This is a genomic window from Bacteroides sp. 14(A), assembly GCF_000526555.1.
Lineage (GTDB): Bacteria > Bacteroidota > Bacteroidia > Bacteroidales > Bacteroidaceae > Bacteroides > Bacteroides cellulosilyticus.
This window is the reverse complement of record NZ_JAGH01000002.1, coordinates 1,507,108-1,526,191: the sequence shown is the minus strand read 5'-3', so window position 1 is coordinate 1,526,191 and position 19,084 is coordinate 1,507,108. Positions and strand designations below refer to the sequence as shown.

Annotated in this window: 12 protein-coding genes; 7 read left to right on the top strand and 5 right to left on the bottom strand. The window is 42.4% G+C overall.

Going from position 1 to position 19,084, the window contains the following annotated elements:
* The first annotated feature begins 13 nt into the window (after positions 1-13).
* On the top strand, positions 14-1,099 hold the full coding sequence (locus tag K429_RS0113045; protein ID WP_026367190.1) for a mannose-1-phosphate guanylyltransferase: 1,086 nt from the start codon (positions 14-16) through the stop codon (positions 1,097-1,099).
* Positions 1,100-1,206: 107 nt separating this feature from the next.
* Here the strand turns inward: K429_RS0113045 and K429_RS0113040 are convergent, their stop codons facing one another.
* From K429_RS0113040 to K429_RS0113030, 3 genes are all read right to left on the bottom strand, one after another.
* Complete coding sequence (locus tag K429_RS0113040; RefSeq protein WP_026367189.1) at positions 1,207-1,599, bottom strand: HIT family protein; 393 nt, start codon at positions 1,597-1,599, stop codon at positions 1,207-1,209.
* 53 nt (positions 1,600-1,652) lie between these two features.
* Entirely contained in the window at positions 1,653-2,117 is a 465-nt protein-coding gene (gene greA, locus K429_RS0113035) for a transcription elongation factor GreA (protein ID WP_007211964.1), read from the bottom strand.
* A gap of 184 nt (positions 2,118-2,301) precedes the next feature.
* Positions 2,302-3,453, bottom strand: a complete 1,152-nt coding sequence (locus tag K429_RS0113030) for a TlpA disulfide reductase family protein (protein ID WP_007219494.1) — start codon at positions 3,451-3,453, stop codon at positions 2,302-2,304.
* Positions 3,454-3,657: 204 nt separating this feature from the next.
* Here K429_RS0113030 and pnp point away from each other — a divergent pair, with 204 nt between their 5' ends.
* From pnp to K429_RS0112995, 6 genes are all read left to right on the top strand, one after another.
* Positions 3,658-5,802: a polyribonucleotide nucleotidyltransferase gene (gene pnp, locus K429_RS0113025; RefSeq protein ID WP_007219493.1), complete on the top strand. Its 2,145-nt coding sequence runs from the start codon at positions 3,658-3,660 to the stop codon at positions 5,800-5,802.
* Positions 5,803-5,960: 158 nt separating this feature from the next.
* Positions 5,961-6,521, top strand: a complete 561-nt coding sequence (locus K429_RS0113020; RefSeq protein WP_007211946.1) for an RNA polymerase sigma-70 factor — start codon at positions 5,961-5,963, stop codon at positions 6,519-6,521.
* Between the two features lie 89 nt (positions 6,522-6,610).
* A complete protein-coding gene (locus tag K429_RS0113015) occupies positions 6,611-6,799 on the top strand; it encodes a hypothetical protein (protein WP_007219491.1) in 189 nt (62 codons plus the stop codon).
* A 424-nt stretch (positions 6,800-7,223) separates the two neighbouring features.
* Positions 7,224-8,159 carry a FecR family protein gene (locus K429_RS0113005; protein ID WP_026367188.1) on the top strand — a complete coding sequence of 312 codons (936 nt, stop codon included), beginning with the start codon at positions 7,224-7,226 and terminating at the stop codon, positions 8,157-8,159.
* A 187-nt stretch (positions 8,160-8,346) separates the two neighbouring features.
* On the top strand, positions 8,347-11,748 hold the full coding sequence (locus tag K429_RS0113000; RefSeq protein ID WP_007219489.1) for a TonB-dependent receptor: 3,402 nt from the start codon (positions 8,347-8,349) through the stop codon (positions 11,746-11,748).
* Between the two features lie 18 nt (positions 11,749-11,766).
* Positions 11,767-13,407 carry a SusD/RagB family nutrient-binding outer membrane lipoprotein gene (locus K429_RS0112995; RefSeq protein WP_007211941.1) on the top strand — a complete coding sequence of 547 codons (1,641 nt, stop codon included), beginning with the start codon at positions 11,767-11,769 and terminating at the stop codon, positions 13,405-13,407.
* Between the two features lie 170 nt (positions 13,408-13,577).
* Here the strand turns inward: K429_RS0112995 and K429_RS0112990 are convergent, their stop codons facing one another.
* On the bottom strand, positions 13,578-15,536 hold the full coding sequence (locus K429_RS0112990) for a RagB/SusD family nutrient uptake outer membrane protein (RefSeq protein WP_007219488.1): 1,959 nt from the start codon (positions 15,534-15,536) through the stop codon (positions 13,578-13,580).
* 18 nt (positions 15,537-15,554) lie between these two features.
* Positions 15,555-18,992, bottom strand: coding sequence for a TonB-dependent receptor (locus K429_RS0112985; protein WP_026367187.1), 3,438 nt, complete (start codon positions 18,990-18,992; stop codon positions 15,555-15,557).
* Between the last annotated feature and the right edge of the window lie 92 nt (positions 18,993-19,084).

The window sequence follows — 19,084 nt, the reverse complement described above, 5'->3', positions numbered from 1 at the left end:
TAAAACAAACGATATGACAACAAATAAGGATAATTTCTGTGTTATCATGGGTGGAGGTATCGGCAGTCGCTTCTGGCCGTTTAGTCGAAAAACGCTCCCTAAACAGTTTCTGGACTTCTTTGGCACAGGCAGGTCATTACTGCAACAAACCTTCGACCGCTTCAATAAAGTTATTCCCACAGAGAACATACTTATCGTTACAAACGATTTATACGCAGATCTTGTAAAGGAGCAACTGCCTGAATTGAATCCCGAACAAATCTTGCTGGAACCTACACGCAGAAATACTGCTCCGTGTATCGCATGGGCAGCTTATCACATTCGCGCATTAAACCCGAATGCCAATATCGTGGTAGCCCCATCCGATCATTTGATTCTGAAGGAAGGAGAGTTCCTTGATGCCATCGAAAAAGGCTTGACGTTCGTATCTCAATCAGAAAAGTTATTGACTCTCGGTATCAAACCGAACCGTCCCGAAACAGGTTATGGTTACATTCAGATAGCTGAACAAGCAGGAGATAATTTCTATAAGGTGAAGACCTTTACCGAAAAACCGGAACTGGAGTTAGCCAAAGTTTTCGTAGAAAGCGGAGAATTTTATTGGAACTCCGGCCTCTTCATGTGGAATGTAAACTCTGTCATCAAGGCCGTGGAAGCACTGCTTCCCGAACTGGCAAGCAAACTGATTCCTGGTAAAGATTTATACGGTACTCCTGCCGAAAAAGCATTCATCGACGAAAATTTCCCTGCATGCCCCAATGTGTCCGTCGATTTCGGCATCATGGAGAAAGCAGACAATGTATATGTTTCATTAGGAGATTTCGGTTGGTCCGATTTAGGTACATGGGGGTCATTGTACGACTTGTCCCCAAAGGACAAAGAAGGAAATGTAACCTTGAAGTGTGAGTCTCTAATGTACAACAGTAAAGACAACATCGTGGTGCTCCCACAAAACAAACTCGCCGTTATTGATGGACTGGAAGGCTATCTCATCGCCGAATCGGACAATGTATTGCTGATTTGCAAGAAGGATGAAGAACATTCTATCCGTAAATACGTAAACGACGCACAAATAAAATTAGGGGAAGATTACATCTAACCGGATATCGGAATTTGAAAGCATAAACTTTCAAACCAGAATAAAGGAAACGGGGACTGAATCCATTTCAGCCCCCGTTCTTATTATAAAAGGAAGGAGTTTTATTTTTAGAATGCAGCGCGAATCGCTTCGGCAACTGCTTTAAATTCTTCATCAGAAAGTTTCAGTTTTGGATTAGAGAACAGCATGTCCGACTCTTTCTGCATAGGAATAAGATGAACGTGCGCATGAGGTACTTCCAGACCAATCACTGCTTCACCTACTTTCTTGCAAGGGAAAGCCTTCTCAATGGCACGAGCCACCTTCTTGGCGAAAACATGCATTGCTGCCAGATCTTCATCATCCAGATCAAAGATATAATCCACTTCCTGCTTGGGAACGACCAGCGTGTGCCCTTTCACCAGCGGATTGATGTCCAGAAATGCAAAGAACTTATCATCCTCCGCCACCTTATAGCTTGGTATTTCACCTGCGATAATTCTACTGAATATTGTTGCCATAACTTTTATGATATATAAATTAAGGCAAGCCCGCATGCGGACCTGCCTTTACTTTAAAATGATATGTTCACTACTTCAAGATTAACCATGCCCTGCGGCACTTTGATTTCAGCTACATCACCCACTTTCTTACCAAGCAAACCTTGTGCAATGGGAGTGTTAACAGAAATCTTTCCTTCTTTCAGATTAGCTTCGCTTTCCGAAACAATGGTATAAATCATCTTCATGCCATTCTTTATGTTCTTCAGTTCCACCTTGTTCAAAATCTGCACGGAATCCGTTTTCAGCTTGGACTCATCAATAATCTTGGCATCTGCTATAATCGTCTTCAATTTATTGATTTTCATCTCAAGCATGCCCTGTGCCTCTTTGGCGGCATCATACTCTGCATTCTCCGACAGGTCACCTTTGTCACGTGCTTCGGCGATAGCAGCCGAAATCTTAGGACGTTCTACCGTCTCCAATTCTTTCAGTTCGGCCATCAATTTCTTGTAGCCTTCTTCTGACATATAAGCCATACTTTTTTCCTCCTTTTTAGTTTCTAAATGGTATTATATAACAAAAAAGAATTCCAACATGGTCAGCATGCTGGAACCCTCTTCCGATTTTTCTTTTGCAAAGATAGCCTTTTAATTAATGCGTGTCAAGCAAAAATTGCTGCTATGTAACATATTTAAATAAAAACTTCTAATTTATAACAAGTTACAACAGTGCTTTCACCGCAGCATCCAAGTCTTTTATAGTCTCTCCACGAGCGCTCAACTCACTATTCCGATTAATCAGGAACAGAGAAGGAACCTCCTTTACGTTGTACATAGCGGCCACATTTGAGTAAATTCCATTTGCATCTCTTACAGAAATCCAAGGCAGATTATCAGCCGTTGTTTTCCAGAAATGCTCGTCAGCATCCAGTGAAACCTGATAGATCACCAGTCCCTGATCTTTATATTTAGTATAAAGGTCATTCAGCAAGAAGTTATGGGGAGCAGAAGCTGCACTTTGGTAAATAGTAAAGTCCAACAAGACTACTTTACCTTTCAGATCGCTCAACTTATGGGTATTCCCCTTCATATCACGAAGGCTGATATCGATGATACCGGTTTCGGAAATAACTTCTTCCGGCAACTCCAGAACTTTCTGTTGCGGTGTACGGGTATTCTTCATTCCCTTAATCACAATATTATAGAGATTCTTGGAGCGATCCGCATGCGGATAATAATTATTCAGACTGGTGGCAACGGCTGCAAAGCACTTAATATCATCCTTGCTATTCAAAGGATCGAAGATAAGGTAATTATTCAGTTTCTGGAACAGAGCAAAATAAGCGGCAGCCGTATTGGGAGCTGCAAAAATATATTTAGTTTTCACCTCATCCTTATAATCTTTCATCAAGGCAGCCAGTTTTTCTTCAAAAACATCGGCACCTATCTGATGAGCCTGCATCTTCTTCACCAACTCATTCACCTCATTCTGCAACTGCACTTGCTTCAACGTCAATTCCTTTATCTTAGTGCTGTTTGCCGAACCTTCTACCGTATAAGCCGTAGCAAAATCAGTATACGGCGCTTTCAGTCCGATAGTTTCCGTAGAATCCACAGAGAAATTGATAACCTTGTCGTCCACACGAAGGCGGTAGAACTCCGGAGATACCGGACGTGTTTGTTTGAAACTGAAAGAACCGTCACCCTTCAACTTTACAGAATCCAAGGGCACGATGCCCTCCAAAGCAGCCGCTTCCAGGTACAGCATTTTGCCGTCGGCACCTGAAACTTCACCTTCAACTTTGAATTTCGGTTCAGAATTACATGCACTTAAAACCAAAGCGGCAAGTGCAACAAAACAGATCTTTTTCATATTTAGCTTCTTAATTTCTATTAGAAAGAACGTGCAAATATAGTTCTTTTCAAGTTTAGTCAAAGCATTTTCATTGCTTCTTCCACATGGAAACCTAAAAAAATAGTCAATTATAAACTTTTTTATCTCATTCCCACCTGATTACATGAATTAATATGTATCTTTGCACGAATTTTGAAAGAAAATATAGATAAAACATTTTTTATGATTAACCCAATTGTTAAGACGATCGAGCTCCCTGATGGCAGAACCATCACACTCGAAACGGGAAAGCTGGCAAAACAGGCAGACGGTTCTGTAATGCTTCGTATGGGTAACACCATGCTTCTTGCTACTGTTTGTGCCGCTAAGGACGCAGTTCCCGGAACAGATTTCATGCCGTTACAGGTAGAGTACAAAGAAAAATTCTCCGCATCTGGACGTTTTCCCGGCGGTTTCACCAAGCGTGAAGGACGCGCTTCAGATTATGAAATCCTGACCTGCCGCCTTGTTGACCGTGCTCTCCGCCCCTTATTCCCCGATAATTATCACGCAGAGGTATATGTAAACATCATCCTCTATTCCGCCGACGGTATTGATATACCGGACGCACTGGCAGGGCTTGCCGCTTCTGCCGCCCTCGCAGTTTCAGATATTCCTTTCAACGGACCTATTTCCGAAGTACGCGTAGCACGCATCGACGGACAGTTCGTTATCAACCCTACTTTCGATCAACTGGAAAAAGCTGACATGGACCTCATGGTGGGTGCTACTTACGAAAACATCATGATGGTAGAAGGTGAAATGAGTGAAGTTTCCGAACTTGACTTGCTGAACGCCATGAAAGCAGCCCACGAAGCAATCAAAGTGCAATGCTTGGCTCAGAAAGAACTGGCAGAGGCTGTTGGTTCTACCGTAAAACGCGAATATTGCCACGAAGTAAACGATGAAGAACTGCGTAAAGCCGTTCACGAAGCTTGCTACGCAAAGGCTTATGCCATCGCCGCTTCCGGCAACAAAAATAAACATGAACGCATGGACGCTTTCGATGCTATCCGTGAAGAGTTCAAAGCACAGTTCAGCGAAGAAGAACTGGCAGAAAAAGCAGCACTGATCGACCGTTACTACCACGATGTAGAAAAAGAGGCTATGCGCCGCAGCATCCTGGACGAAGGTAAACGCCTTGACGGACGTAAGACTGACGAGATCCGTCCTATCTGGAGTGAAATCAACTGCCTGCCCGGACCTCATGGCTCTGCTATCTTCACTCGCGGTGAAACTCAATCCTTGTCTACCGTTACCCTCGGTACAAAACTGGATGAGAAGATTATCGACAACGTACTGGAACATGGCAAAGAACGTTTCCTGTTGCACTATAACTTCCCTCCGTTCTCTACCGGAGAAGCCAAGGCACAACGTGGCGTAGGCCGTCGTGAAGTCGGTCACGGACACTTAGCTTGGCGTGCACTGAAAGGACAAATTCCTGCTGACTACCCGTATGTAGTGCGCGTAGTATCCGATATTCTTGAATCTAACGGTTCTTCTTCTATGGCTACCGTATGTGCCGGAACACTGGCATTGATGGATGCAGGTGTGAAGATCAAACAACCGGTATCAGGTATCGCTATGGGATTGATCAAGAATCCGGGCGAAGATAAATATGCTGTATTGTCCGACATCCTTGGTGATGAAGACCACCTGGGCGACATGGACTTCAAAGTAACAGGAACCAAGAATGGTATCACAGCTACTCAGATGGATATCAAGGTAGACGGTCTGTCATTCGAAATTCTGGAACGCGCTTTGAACCAGGCTAAAGAAGGACGTATGCACATTCTTGGCAAGATTCTGGAAACTATCCAAGAACCACGCGAAGAACTGAAACCTCATGCTCCGCGCATCGAAACGATGACTATACCTAAAGAGTTTATCGGTGCAGTAATCGGCCCTGGTGGTAAGATCATCCAAGGTATGCAGGAAGAAACCGGTGCTACAATCACTATCGAAGAAGTAGACAACATCGGAAGAATAGAAATCTCCGGAACTAACAAGAAGAGCATTGATGACGCTATGCGTCTTATCAAGGGCATCGTTGCCGTACCGGAAGTTGGTGAAGTATACAAAGGTAAAGTACGTTCTGTAATGCCTTATGGTGCTTTTGTTGAGTTCCTGCCGGGTAAAGACGGTTTGTTGCACATCTCTGAAATCGACTGGAAACGTCTGGAAACAGTAGAAGAGGCCGGTATCAAGGAAGGTGATGAAATCGAAGTGAAACTGCTTGATATTGATCCGAAGACCGGTAAGTTCAAACTTTCCCGCAAAGTATTGCTTCCGAGACCGGAAAGACAAGAAAGACCTGAAAAGAAATAAGAAACACCTTATTATTCAGTATATAAAGCCCGACGGAAATCCGCCGGGCTTTCTTTTTGTAAAAAAAGGAAGAAAAAACTTTTAAGACTTTTGCGTATTCCAAAAAGATTATGTTACTTTACCCTATAAACCTTAAATAAGAGAGAGAATATTTAAAAATGCCTTTAGCCGGAAACCTACATACTATGGATTTATTTTCTCGTTTCTTTCGAGAGAATCAGGAAAAGTTTCTTGCCTTTGCCTATTCCTACATCAGAAGCTGGGCAGAAGCTGAAGATATTCTTATGGAATCTATGATTTCTTTGTGGGAATGTCGCGACCGCTGGGAAGAAGATAAAGGTCTGCACGCATTGCTCCTTACCATTATCAAGAATAAGGCACTCAATTACCTGGAACACGAACAAACTCGCCTGCGTATTGAGGAAGATTTAAATTCGCACCGTCAGCGCGAGTTAGACTTGCGTATTGCCACGTTGAAAGATTGTGAGCCCGACAAGATTTTCAGTACAGAGATACAGCATATCGTAAACAAAGCCTTGGACAAGATGCCACCACAAAGTCGCGAAATCTTTATGCTCAGCCGTTATAGCAACCTGCCAAACAAGAAAATAGCCGAACAACTGAATATCTCTCTCAAAACAGTAGAATTCCATATCACCAAAGCCCTACGTATTCTGCGTGTGGAACTGAAAGATTATCTCGCCTCTATCCTACTTTAGTAAAACTCTCCTGCTTTTCTTTGATAATATAAATAAAAGATATATGTTTGCAAAATCAGTAATATTGCTGGCTATTAAACATGGTAGTTATGAGATATATTGTAATAATATACTACGTGCTTATCGAGGGAGAACAAGTTTTCGAGACCCTGAATGTCAACAAGAATATTGAAGCAAACTCTCCGGAGGAAGCCATAGGCATTGCTTACAATCTATTTAAAGCCGAAGCTCCGGATGAATGTTACATTGTATCCATAATTCCCAATCCGGCAAGTTAATACCGGCAATTAATTAATTTCCTGTCACATTCCATAAAGTCCTGATGTGCCTCCGGTGCATCACACGGATATTCTATGCGTTTACGTTTGGAGTATCCGAAAAACAGAACAAAGCGATCCGCTCTATACCCGGTTCCTATCTTCTTCGTACCCTCCTCGTACCTGCTTCGCTATTCTCATCCTCCTATAGAAGCGAAGCAGGAACGAACCGGATACGGTTCAGAAGAGTTCCTGACCAAAATTACACATCTCATTCCGCCTGCTTCCAGAGCATCACTTCCCGACAATTTCTCTGTTTCCAACTCATTTCGAAGAAAAAACAAAAAAAGTTTCATTTTCCGTTAGGGTAGTTCCAAGTTCACCTGTATTAATTATAGAGGGACAGAAAAAAACACCCTTATTCAACAAACAAATTAAGTACCTTATGAACCAAGAACTATTATATAAGTATTTTAAAGGAACCACCACCATTGAAGAAGAAAAGCGCATCCTTGACTGGGTGGAAGCCTCGGAAGAAAATCGGGAAGCTTTCTTGAAAGAACGTATGATGTTTGATGTCGCCTTATTCTCCGACAGACAAAGTGCCGGAAAAAAGACCTTCCGTCTGACTCCGATACTAAAATGGGGAATACGCGTAGCAGCCGTTATCATCGTAGGCGTATGCGGTTATTTCATGACTAATGATTATCTATATAACCAGGCATCCCTGCCACAAACAGTAACCGTCCCCGCCGGACAACGTGCACAAATCACTCTTGCCGACGGCACACGGGTATGGCTGAATGCACAGTCCACATTGACCTATGCTTCCAACTTTGGGCGTGGCGAAAGAAACGTAGAACTGGATGGTGAAGCCTACTTTGAAGTGGCAAAAAACAAAGATATCCCCTTCTACGTGCACACAGAGATGAATAAGGTGAAAGTTGTAGGTACCAGCTTTAATGTTTGTGCTTATGCAGGAAGCAAAGAATTTGAAACTACCCTTGTAGAAGGTATTGTGGATATTTATCCTGCCAACAGTAATAAGGTTATCACCCGCTTACAGAAAGAGGAATTCTTTGGCAACTATGACGGGAAATGCAAAAAGGTAATACTCCCTTCTTATGAATATCTGCGATGGAAAGAAGGATTGTACTGCTTTGATGATGTGCCGTTCAGCTGCATCCTCACTAAACTTGAAATGTACTATAATGTAAAAATAACCGTTTCCGATCCTAAATTGCTGAACTATGACAGTTGTACCGGAAAATTCCGCGAACAGGATGGTATAGAGCATATTCTCCGAACCATTTCAAAAGACCATCCTTTTGAATTCAGCATCAACGAAGAAAAAGATTCGATTTTCATTTACGAGAAATAATTTGATATCAAAGATAAAACCTTAAAATTTAGTACTAACCCCTTAAACTGAAAAGCATTATGAAATAAAAGAAACAGTCTGCTAATTACCCCTACAAAAAAGATCGGAAAGTACCCCCATACTTTCCGATCCGAAACAGTCAAAAATCGACCTTAATCAATTTATTAACTTAACACATTACAAAGATATGAGAAAAATTTCTTTGAATGGGCTTTTTTGCCCAAAAAGTTTAGTATTTAAGCAAATATTACGAACTATGAAGATCACACTATTCCTTCTTTTGTTTGTAACGTTCCAGGCGTACAGCCACGCTACCTACTCTCAGAGTACAAGAATCAGCATCCCCCGTTCTGAGTTACGAGTAGGCGAAATCCTCGATAAAATCGAGGCTCAGACCGAGTATTTGTTTGTCTACAATAAGAAAAGTGTGGACGTGCGCCGCACCGTAAATGTAGATGCAGACAATCAACCGGTGTCCGAAGTTTTGGACGAAATCTTTAATGGTACCGACATCAGATATGTAATGGAAGGCAAGAATATTGTGTTGACCAAACAAAATGAAAAGGCCAGTGAAATCATTGCTACCGTACAACAAGAAAATATCTCTGTAAAAGGTGTTGTTACCGATACAAAAGGTGAACCCATTATCGGTGCCAATGTCGTGGAAAAAGGAACTACAAACGGTTGCATTACCAATATAGACGGTGAGTTTACACTAAATACACCGACTAATGCAACGCTGGTTATCAGCTTTATCGGATACCAGCCTGTAACGATTGCTCTCAACGGGCAGAAAACTCTCAATGTACAGATGCAGGAAGAAGCCCTGTCACTGGAAACGGTTGTGGTAACGGCTATGGGTATCAAGAAAAAAGCAGCTTCATTGACTTATTCAACCCAACAAGTGGGTGGCGATGAACTGACACGCGCCAAAGATCCGAATATGATAACCGCATTAGCAGGTAAATCAGCCGGTGTACAAATCAATAAGAGCGCATCCGGCCTTGGTGGCTCAGCCAAAGTTTCTATCCGTGGTACACGTTCCGCTTACGAAGGAGGCAATAACCAACCGTTATATGTCATCGATGGTGTCCCTATGCTAAATACGACTACCGAATCTACTTCCACCGTTATGGGTGGAGAAAATGACGGTGTGAATCGTGACGCCGGTGATGGTATCTCCAACCTGAATCCCGAAGACATTGAAAGTATGAGCATTCTGAAAGGTGCTTCTGCCGCCGCTCTTTACGGATCACAAGCAGCCAACGGTGTTATCTTAATAACTACCAAGAAAGGTAAAGCAGGTATGCAAAGAGTTACTTTCTCTTCAAATCTGACCATCGATCATGCCATCAGTCTGCCGGAATTCCAGAATTCGTATGGCCCCAGCGGAACTGACAGTTGGGGAGAAAAAAAGTCATTAACCGACTACGATAATGTTGGCAAATTCCTCGGTAACGGTGTAACCGCTATTAACTCTATATCCGTACAAAGCGGAAACGAGAAGATGCAGACTTACTTCTCTTATGCCAACACTACAGCCAAAGGTATCATTGATTCCAACAAATTGCAAAAGCACAACCTTACGTTCCGCGAAACAGCGAGTTTCTTCAATGACCGTCTGAAACTCGATGGAAATGCTACCCTGATGACACAAAAGATTAAGAATAGCACTGCATCCGGAGGTATATACCTGAATCCATTGGTCGACCTGTACAGTTTCCCACGTGGAATGGACATGTCTGAATATGCTACTAATTTTGAAGTAGCCGACCCGACAAGAAATGGTATGCCTGTACAAAACTGGTATACAGACGTTTCCGAATGGTCACAAAATCCTTACTGGATTAAGAATCGTGTTACCAACACCAATAAGCGTTACCGCGCTATGGCATCCCTAAGTGCCAGCCTGAAAATAAACGATTGGTTAACCCTGCAAGCCCGTGGTAATGCAGACTATGTAAGCGACAAGTTCGATCAGAAAATGTATGCATCTACAGCTCCCAATATTACAGGTACCTATAACGAAAAGAGTAACGGACGTTATGTTTGGTCGGAAAGCGAACAATTCCAGATTTATGCCGACGTGATGGCCATGTTCAATAAAACATGGAACAAATGGTCATTGAATGCCGCTGTCGGTACCAGTATCAACAAGAATAAAGTCAACTCACTGATGCTCGACTCTAAAATCGCCTCACTTTACAAACCTAACTTATTTACGGTTGCCAATATCGTTATGGGCTCTAATGCCTCCATCAATCAGGAGATTGATCAGAGACGTACCATTCAGTCTGTATTCGGAACAGCACAAATCGGCTTTGACGAAGCCCTGTATCTTGACATTACAGCACGTAATGACTGGTCTTCCACATTGGCTCATACGGAAAGTATGAATTCAGGCTTCTTCTACCCTTCCGTTGGTTTATCCTGGATCATTAATAACTCATTAAAACTACCGGAATGGATTTCCTTTGGTAAAGTACGTGGTTCATGGGCACAAGTAGGTAACGACCTGCCTATCGGTATCACTAACCTTGTAGATATTATTCAGGCCGGTGGTGTATTGCAAGCAGCCGACACATACAATAAGGGCGATCTGAAACCGGAAATCAGTAGTTCTATCGAATTTGGTACGGAATGGAGATTCTTCCAAAGCCGCTTAGGAATTGACTTTACCTGGTATCAGACTGATACAAAGAATCAATTGTTGAGAATGCCCACCGCCGCAGGAGACAAATATGCATATCGCTATATCAATGCCGGGAAGATCCGTAATAAAGGTATAGAATTAACAGTAGATGCAACTCCGGTTATGAATGATAATTTCCGTTGGAAAACTGCCGTCAACTTCTCAACAAACAGCAATGAAGTCATTTCTCTTCACCCGGATTATACTTCATTCATTTATGGTAGTTCCGGACTTTCTATGGCTTACCTGATGCGCATCAAAGAAGGTGGTTCCCTGGGCGATATCTACGGAAATGCATTCGTGCGTGAGAATGGAAAAATAAAGCTCAATGAAGATGGAAGTCCTCTTGTAAAGACTGGTAACAACGACTATCTGGGTAATGCAAATCCCGACTGCTTATTGGGTTGGAGTAATACATTTACCTATAAAGGATTCAGTCTCTATTTCCTGATCGATGCCCGCGTAGGTGGTGATGTCATGTCCTTGACACAAGCAGTCCTTGACCAAAATGGCGTGACCAAAGCAACAGCACAGGCCCGTGATAGAGGTTACATAGAATACGAAGGAACTCGCTTCGACGAGAATCATATTAAACCATTCTTTAAATCAGTAGGTGGTCGTAATGGTATATCCGAATATTATATGTATGATGCTACCAATATCCGTATGCGTGAATTGTCAATCGGCTATTCTTTCCCGCAATCACTGCTGGAAAAGACGAAGGCATTCAAGGGTATCGATGTATCGCTGGTAGCACGCAACCTGTTCTTTTTCTACAAAGATGCACCGTTCGACCCGGATGCAACCTTATCTGTTGGCAACTCACTTCAAGGTGTAGATGTATTCGGCATGCCTTCTACCAGAAACATTGGTTTCAATATCAAATTCACATTCTAACTTAAAGCATTTACGATTATGAAATATAATAAATTCCTAACCATACTTTTTGCAAGCGGATTGCTGGGTATCGCAGTCGCATGTACCGACAATTTTGAAGCAGATAACAGAAACAATACAGGGTTTGACTCCGAATTGCAGGAATATGATTTCCAAAAATATCTGTTGAAGTTTGAAATAATCCAGAGTGGTATCTACTTTAACTACGACTGGGGCGAAGGTAAAAACTGGACTTTCCAAATCGCACAAAATTTGGGGCAAGACATGTTCTCAGGCTATTTCCATGATTTCAATCAAGGTTTCAATGATAAGAACAGCGTATATGCACTGAACGATGGATGGACTTCTACTCACTGGACATACAATTACTCGTACATTATGCCCGAAGTACAGAAGTGCGAACAAATCAACGTAGAGCAGCCTGCACTGTTAGCTGTAACCCAAATATTGAAGGTTGAATTGATGCACCGTGTAGCAGATTGCTACGGACCATTGGTATATAGTAAATTCGGACAAGAAGGTGACAATGTAGATGATCTGAAGACAGCCTACAAACAATTCTTCACCGATCTGGAAAAAGGGATCACTTCTTTACAAAGTTTTATCAAGGACAATCCCGGCGTAGAGCCGTATAAAGACGCCGACATGCTGACTCCTAACAAGACTTTGGCAGAATGGGTTAAATTTGGCAATTCATTGCGTTTGCGTCTAGCCATGCGTGTTGCTAACGTAGACAAAGCTCTTGCCACCGAGCAAGCACAGAAATCATTCACCCTCGGGCAATTCCTGGAAGCACCAAATGAGATTATTTCCGTATCGACTGCCGGCGGCTACAATAATCCGCTGGGTGAAATCAACAAGTCATGGGGGGAAGTCTTCATGGGGGCCACCATGGAATCTGTACTGACCGGATATGATGATCCACGCATGTCCAAATATTATGATCCAGCAAATGGTGCAGTTATCACATGGAAAGAGAACGATGTAGTGAAAGAACTTCCGCAGCTCTTTGAGTACGCTGGAAGCTACAAAGGCGTACCACAGGGAACCGGCTTGCTTTCTGCCGACAATCGCTATAAAGAATGTTCAAAGAGCACAGTCAGTCAAAAAACGAACCCTATTTTAATGACTGCTGCCGAGGTATGGTTCCTTCGTGCAGAAGCTGCTTTACGAGGCATCTCTACAGAAGATCCCAAAATATGCTATGAGACAGGTGTAAAAACATCCTTTGAGCAATGGGGAGTAGGTGGAGTTGATGCTTACCTGCAAAGTGACAAGACACCAGCTGATTACAAAGATCCGTTCGATACCCAATTCGATATGAATGCACGCATCACTACTACTCCCAATTGGGCGGATGCCAACGGTACAGAAGAACAATTTGAGAAAATCATGACACAGAAATGGCTTGCCATATATCCCGAAGGTAATGAAGCATGGACAGAGCAACGTCGTACCGGTTATCCGAAATTATTTAAAGTCAAAGTGAATAATAGCGGTGGTGCCATTAACACAGATGAGATGATCCGTCGTCTCCCATATCCGGAAGGTCTGAAAACATCTAATCCTACTCAGTACAGTTCATTAACAAGAGCACTGGGTGGTGCCGACACAGGTGGTACTCGTCTCTGGTGGGATGCCGGAAAGAATAATTTCTAAATTCCAATAAGACCAAGGTATAGAATTTTGATTAGTGGTGTTTTTCTCCGTATTAGTTACGAGGAAAAGAAGATTGGGAGGAGTAAAGTCATTTGGGGGACTTTACTCCTTTTTTTGTCTATATTTTCAGATACACTAAAGACTGGTATATGTCAGTTTATCATCCATTATTAATAACCAGGATTCTGTTGTTGCTTCTTTTCCTCGGAAGTCAACGCATGACCATCCTTTTGGATAGCATCCAGATAAGTTTGAGGGATAGGACGCAAACAATGATGTTCATCAATATTAGGAGCAGCATCCGAATTAAAAGCTTTGGTACGTGCCACCAATGTTTTCGTTCTTGATAAGTCTTCCCAACGATAAAACTCACCGCAAAGTTCACGGGAACGCTCATTCAGCAAAAGGCACATCATACGATCATAATCAGAGCTATATTTCAGTTTTGAAATGACAGCCTCATCTTCAGCCGGAAGACTATGTATATCTGTTATTTCAAGATCAGTGGGAAGTGTAGTCTTATCAATATCATTGGACTCATAATAAGAATTTCCGGTGTAATAAGAGTTTATGCCGTCAATCTGCCATCCTAAGGCATTTTCATTATATGATGCACCACCGTCACAATATGCCGAACGATCTTCCCCGTTCTTGTAGGCAGCACGCTTGCGGAGTTCATTAATGTAATGCAGAGCATCACCATATTCGCCTTGGCGAATCAGAACTTCAGCAGCGATCAGATAAGTTTCACCAAGACGGGCCAGAATACCATCCCGATTGCCTCCCATGTCACTGACCGTTTCACGCGAACCATCAATATACTTATTAAGAGCTACAAAACGACTTACATCATCATATAATGCCACATCGTCCCTACCGTTACGATCTTTCGGATAAGTCACAAATGTAGTAGGAATGGCTTTGCCGGTCTTTTCATCAATCACCTTTCCGCTGAGTTGCACTCCATCGAACCGGGTATCACCCGGACGATTGACAACATACATCACGCCCAAATCTCCCACTTCGTAACCGGAACCCGCTTTCGGGTTATTAACAGCATACTTAGTCTTAAAGCTTTTCCAGAAACGGGAATCATTAATCATATCATAGATATTATACATATAATATGTGGTTCTTAAACGTTGGTACTCGCGACCGCCAGCCAAGTCACGTTTCATCTGAGGCAAGTTATTGTAAACAGACAAGAAGAAGAGATGGCATCTGTTAGTACCGGCACTTCTGGAAGATTTGTCAGAAGAGAACTGTGCCGAAAGAATAATCTCATCTAATTTTTCACTCGCTCCGTCAGGTTCCGTATAATGCCACAGATCAGAAAAATTGGGGGCTAACTGATGACGTGAAATTACTTCTTTGGCCAGTTTCAAGGCTTCTTTCAGGTCAGATTCTTTAGTCGTACTGTTCCATCCATCATTAATTTCACTGGCACGGAACAAGTAAGCCTTAGCTAAAAAATGAGCCGCAGCATCCCTGCTAATCTTCCCCACCATGCTTACCGTCGCCGGCAACAGATCATAAGCATTCTTCAAATCACCAATCGCCTGCTCTACCGTGGCTTCTGCCGTAGCACGGGTGAACTCACGGACAGGTACAAAGCTCGACTCTAATTTCAAGGGTACACCTCCATACTGGGAAACCAACTTCAGATAATTAAAGCCACGCAGGAAATAGGCTTCGCCCATATACGTCTTCTTATTCGTACCGGTATAACTATCAGGAGTTATTTTACTTAACAACAGGTTCGCATTGTTGATTCCGATATACATGGCATCCCAAAGGCTTTCGGCCATCGTAGTATTTGAATTAGCGGCTACAATCTGTGACTGGAAACTACCATCATAATTATTCCACACTTTATTGGAACCATCACCACCCACAGTAAACTCATCCGTACCGTAATTAGTGGTAGTATAGGCATTCTCCTTGAAGAAATGGAAACGCAGGTTATTGTAAATGCCCACAGCCAGCTGATCAATACCTTCCGGTGTATCAAAGAAATCGGTAGTCTGTTGAGTGGTAAGCTTTTCATCCAGAAAATCACTACAGGAAGCCACCACGCCTCCCAAGGTCAAGGCTAATAAGCCGAATGTAATATTCTTATATAATTTCATAATTGTTTGCTTTTTAGTTTAAAATCCTACATTCAATCCTATTGTGAAACCACGGTTCCAGGTAGATGTTAAATTCTGCGAAGCGTCCAGTTCCAGAAAATCTATATTAGAAAAGATACGCCCCGGATTCTTAGCCTGCACATATACTTTCAGATTAGATAGATTCCATTTGCTCACCATGTTCTTCGGGAAAACGTAACCTAATGAAACATTACGCACTTTCAGGAACGAACCGTTCTTATATCCCAGAATCCGGTAGTAGGGATCACCGCCTCCATCATCATGGATAGGTTTCTGATATTCAGCATTCTTATTATTCTCATTATAATAATTTATCTTACGCTGAGTGTAGCGGCCTCCCTGCCACTCACCACCTGTATCAACCATATAGTCAAAACGGCCGTACAACATGAAGGAAAGCTCAAAATTCTTATAAGAGAAAGTATTGGTCATACCCAAAGTCCAGCGTGGACGTGTATGTCCCACTACTATACGGTCATCATTCGGATCAATCTTATGGTCACCATTCTGGTCTACCGGTCGTGCCATACCTACCTGAAACGAATGTCCTTTCTTATTAAATTCAGCCATTTCAGCCGCATCTTCTTCTTGCCAGATTCCGGCAGATTCATAGCCATAGATCACTCCCAATGACTTTCCGATGAACCAATTATTATTAATATCATCTTCTTTACCATTTGCCAACTCCTCTATTTTATCTTTCTGCCAGGCGACATTTAGACTGGTAGACCACTCAAAGTCCCGGGTCCGGATATTCACAGTATTCAATGTGATATCCACACCTATATTGGAAGTTTCCCCCACATTGGCATAAGTTTGGGTATAACCATTTAATGAAGGAATTCCCATCTGCATCAATAAGTCTGTTGTACGCGAAGTATAAAAATCCAGAACTCCCGAAATTCTTCCGTTCAGTACAGAGTAATCAACGCCAATATTATATTGGGTGGTCTTTTCCCAAGTTAAGTCTTTATTTGCCATAGCAACCGTACCACCCGTAGCTACAGGATCGGAAGCTACGAAGCCTGAAGTGGAACTGTCACCATAAGGATAATAGATAGGAACAACGGCCCCCTTTGTTTGGTAAGGATCAATAGCGGAGTTACCAGTAACCCCGACTCCCACACGTAGTTTCAACTGATTGAGCCAACTTACATCCTGCAAAAATCCTTCCTGATCAAGACGCCAGCCCAACGCCGCACTAGGGAAAAATGCCCATTTATTACCTTTGGCAAGCTGCGAAGCGCCATCCCAACGACCGGAAACCGTGAGGAGGTATCTGCTGTTATAATCATAATTTAAACGGAACATATACGAGAGTAACTGCTTCTCTACTAAATCACTCCCCCAGTCATCCAGTGCAGAAATATTTGCTTTACTCAACGCATTCCATTTGGCACTGGCCAGGGGAATATTTAAAGCAGCCATAGAGGATTCTTCATAACGATATTTAGTGGCACTTTGCAGTAAAGTCACTCCCAAAGAGTGTTTTCCTATTTCCTTATCATAGTAGATAAGATTATCAAGTGTCCATGAAAAATCAGATTGATTCGTTAAACTGGCACGATTGGTTCCCTCGCGACTGACAGAGTTCGCATCTGCAAAACTTCCATTACGGTAACTACGAAAGTCGGGACCAAAATTAAAGCGATATCTGAGCCCTTTCAGAGGAGAGAAGATCTCACCCAAGTTCAACTGGGCATACAGACTACCGATAGCACGGAACATACGACGTTCATTCTCACTATAATTCCATTCGTTGACTATCGTTTTCACTTTATCATCTCCACCCGGATAATCAATGCGGTTCCCCTCATCATCAAAGGGCACGGCATACGGATACAAACTGGTAGAAGCTGCATACAGATTGGATGGCCGGTCACTGATCATCTGTCCTACAGCCTTAGCCGAAGAACCATATTGCTGTTCACTGAAAGTACCGTTAACATTCAAGCCCATCTTGAACCATTTGGTCGGATCAAGATTCAAGCTGACTTTGGCTGTATAACGAGTGTAAGACTGACCTTTCACGGTACCCTCATTATCCAGATAGCCGATAGAAGCATAACCTTGTACTTTATCCGTACCACCACTGGCGCTCAACGTATGTTCATGGGTAACACCGGTTTGTGTAACCATATCAGCCCAATCCGTTGTAGGAACCGCAGATGCATTCCAGCTACCACCAGCCCAACCTTTTTCAATATTCCTCCAGGCATAAGGATCTTTTGCTCCGTTAAAAATCAGATAATCACTATCCTTATCAGGCTCGTCACCCCTCGGATATTTATTCGGTTCTTTATAGTAATAAGCCCAACGACGCCACTCAATGTATTCGGCAGAATTCATCATTTCAGAGTAATCCTGCAAATTTTCAATGGTCATCGTACCCGAATAGTTCAATGACATCTTGCCCGCCTTACCCTGTTTAGTAGTAACCAAAATGACACCGTTGGCACCACGTGAACCATAAATAGCAGTAGCAGAGGCATCCTTCAGGACATCAATGGATTCTATATCCTGCGGATTCAAAGTCTCAATGCCACTTGTCGACATTAAAGGAATACCATCCACTACATAAAGCGGAGTATTGCTGGCACTCAACGAACGTACACCGCGTACATTAATAGTTCCTATTTCACCCGGACGTTCATTGCTAACAATATCCACACCTGCCGCTTTACCTTGCATAGCTTCGAAAGCATTGGCTACCGGTCGGGAATTCAGTTCGTCCGAATTTACACGAATCATAGCACCGGTAACGTCCGATTTCTTCTGAACACCATACCCCACCACTACCACTTCGTCTAACGTTTCCGTATCTTCCTGCAGAATGATTTTCAGTTCTCTTTTATTCTCCACTTTGATTTCCTGCGGAATATAGCCAATGTATGTAATTCGTAGAATTGCATTAGCCGGGGCATTGATAATAAAACGCCCATCTATATCTGTAATTGTACCTATTGATTGTCCCTTTATCGTAACATTAGCACCAATGATCGGTTCACCGGCCATATCTTTTATAGATCCTGTCACCTTATTATCATCAGCTTGTTTTTCAGAAGCTTTCTCTTTTGCTTTATTCATCAGCATGATATTCTTGCCTTCCATAGCATAATAAATATCAGTCCCTTCAAAGACCTCGTTCAAGACCTCTGCCACCGGTTTATCTTGTGCATGAACTTTGACGTTACGTTTCAGATTAACCTCATTCATATCATACACAAACAGATAATCAGTCTGCTTTTCTATCTCGTTGATAACTTTGCCTGTTGATATACGGTCCGAAACAACTGTAACTTTCATGGTCTGTGAATAAGATTTCGTGGCAAAAGCTGTTCCGACAAATAAAAACAAGGCCAGAGCTGTGATTTTCATAACCCGAAATAAATGTTTAATTTCTACAATAGATTCTTGGTACAAAATATTTTTCATATATTTGTATTACTAATTTTAGGTTTTAACTTAAGATTATTAGAAGAAAATGTCAATGTATCATTGACTTCCATGGGATAGTGTTGCAGCAC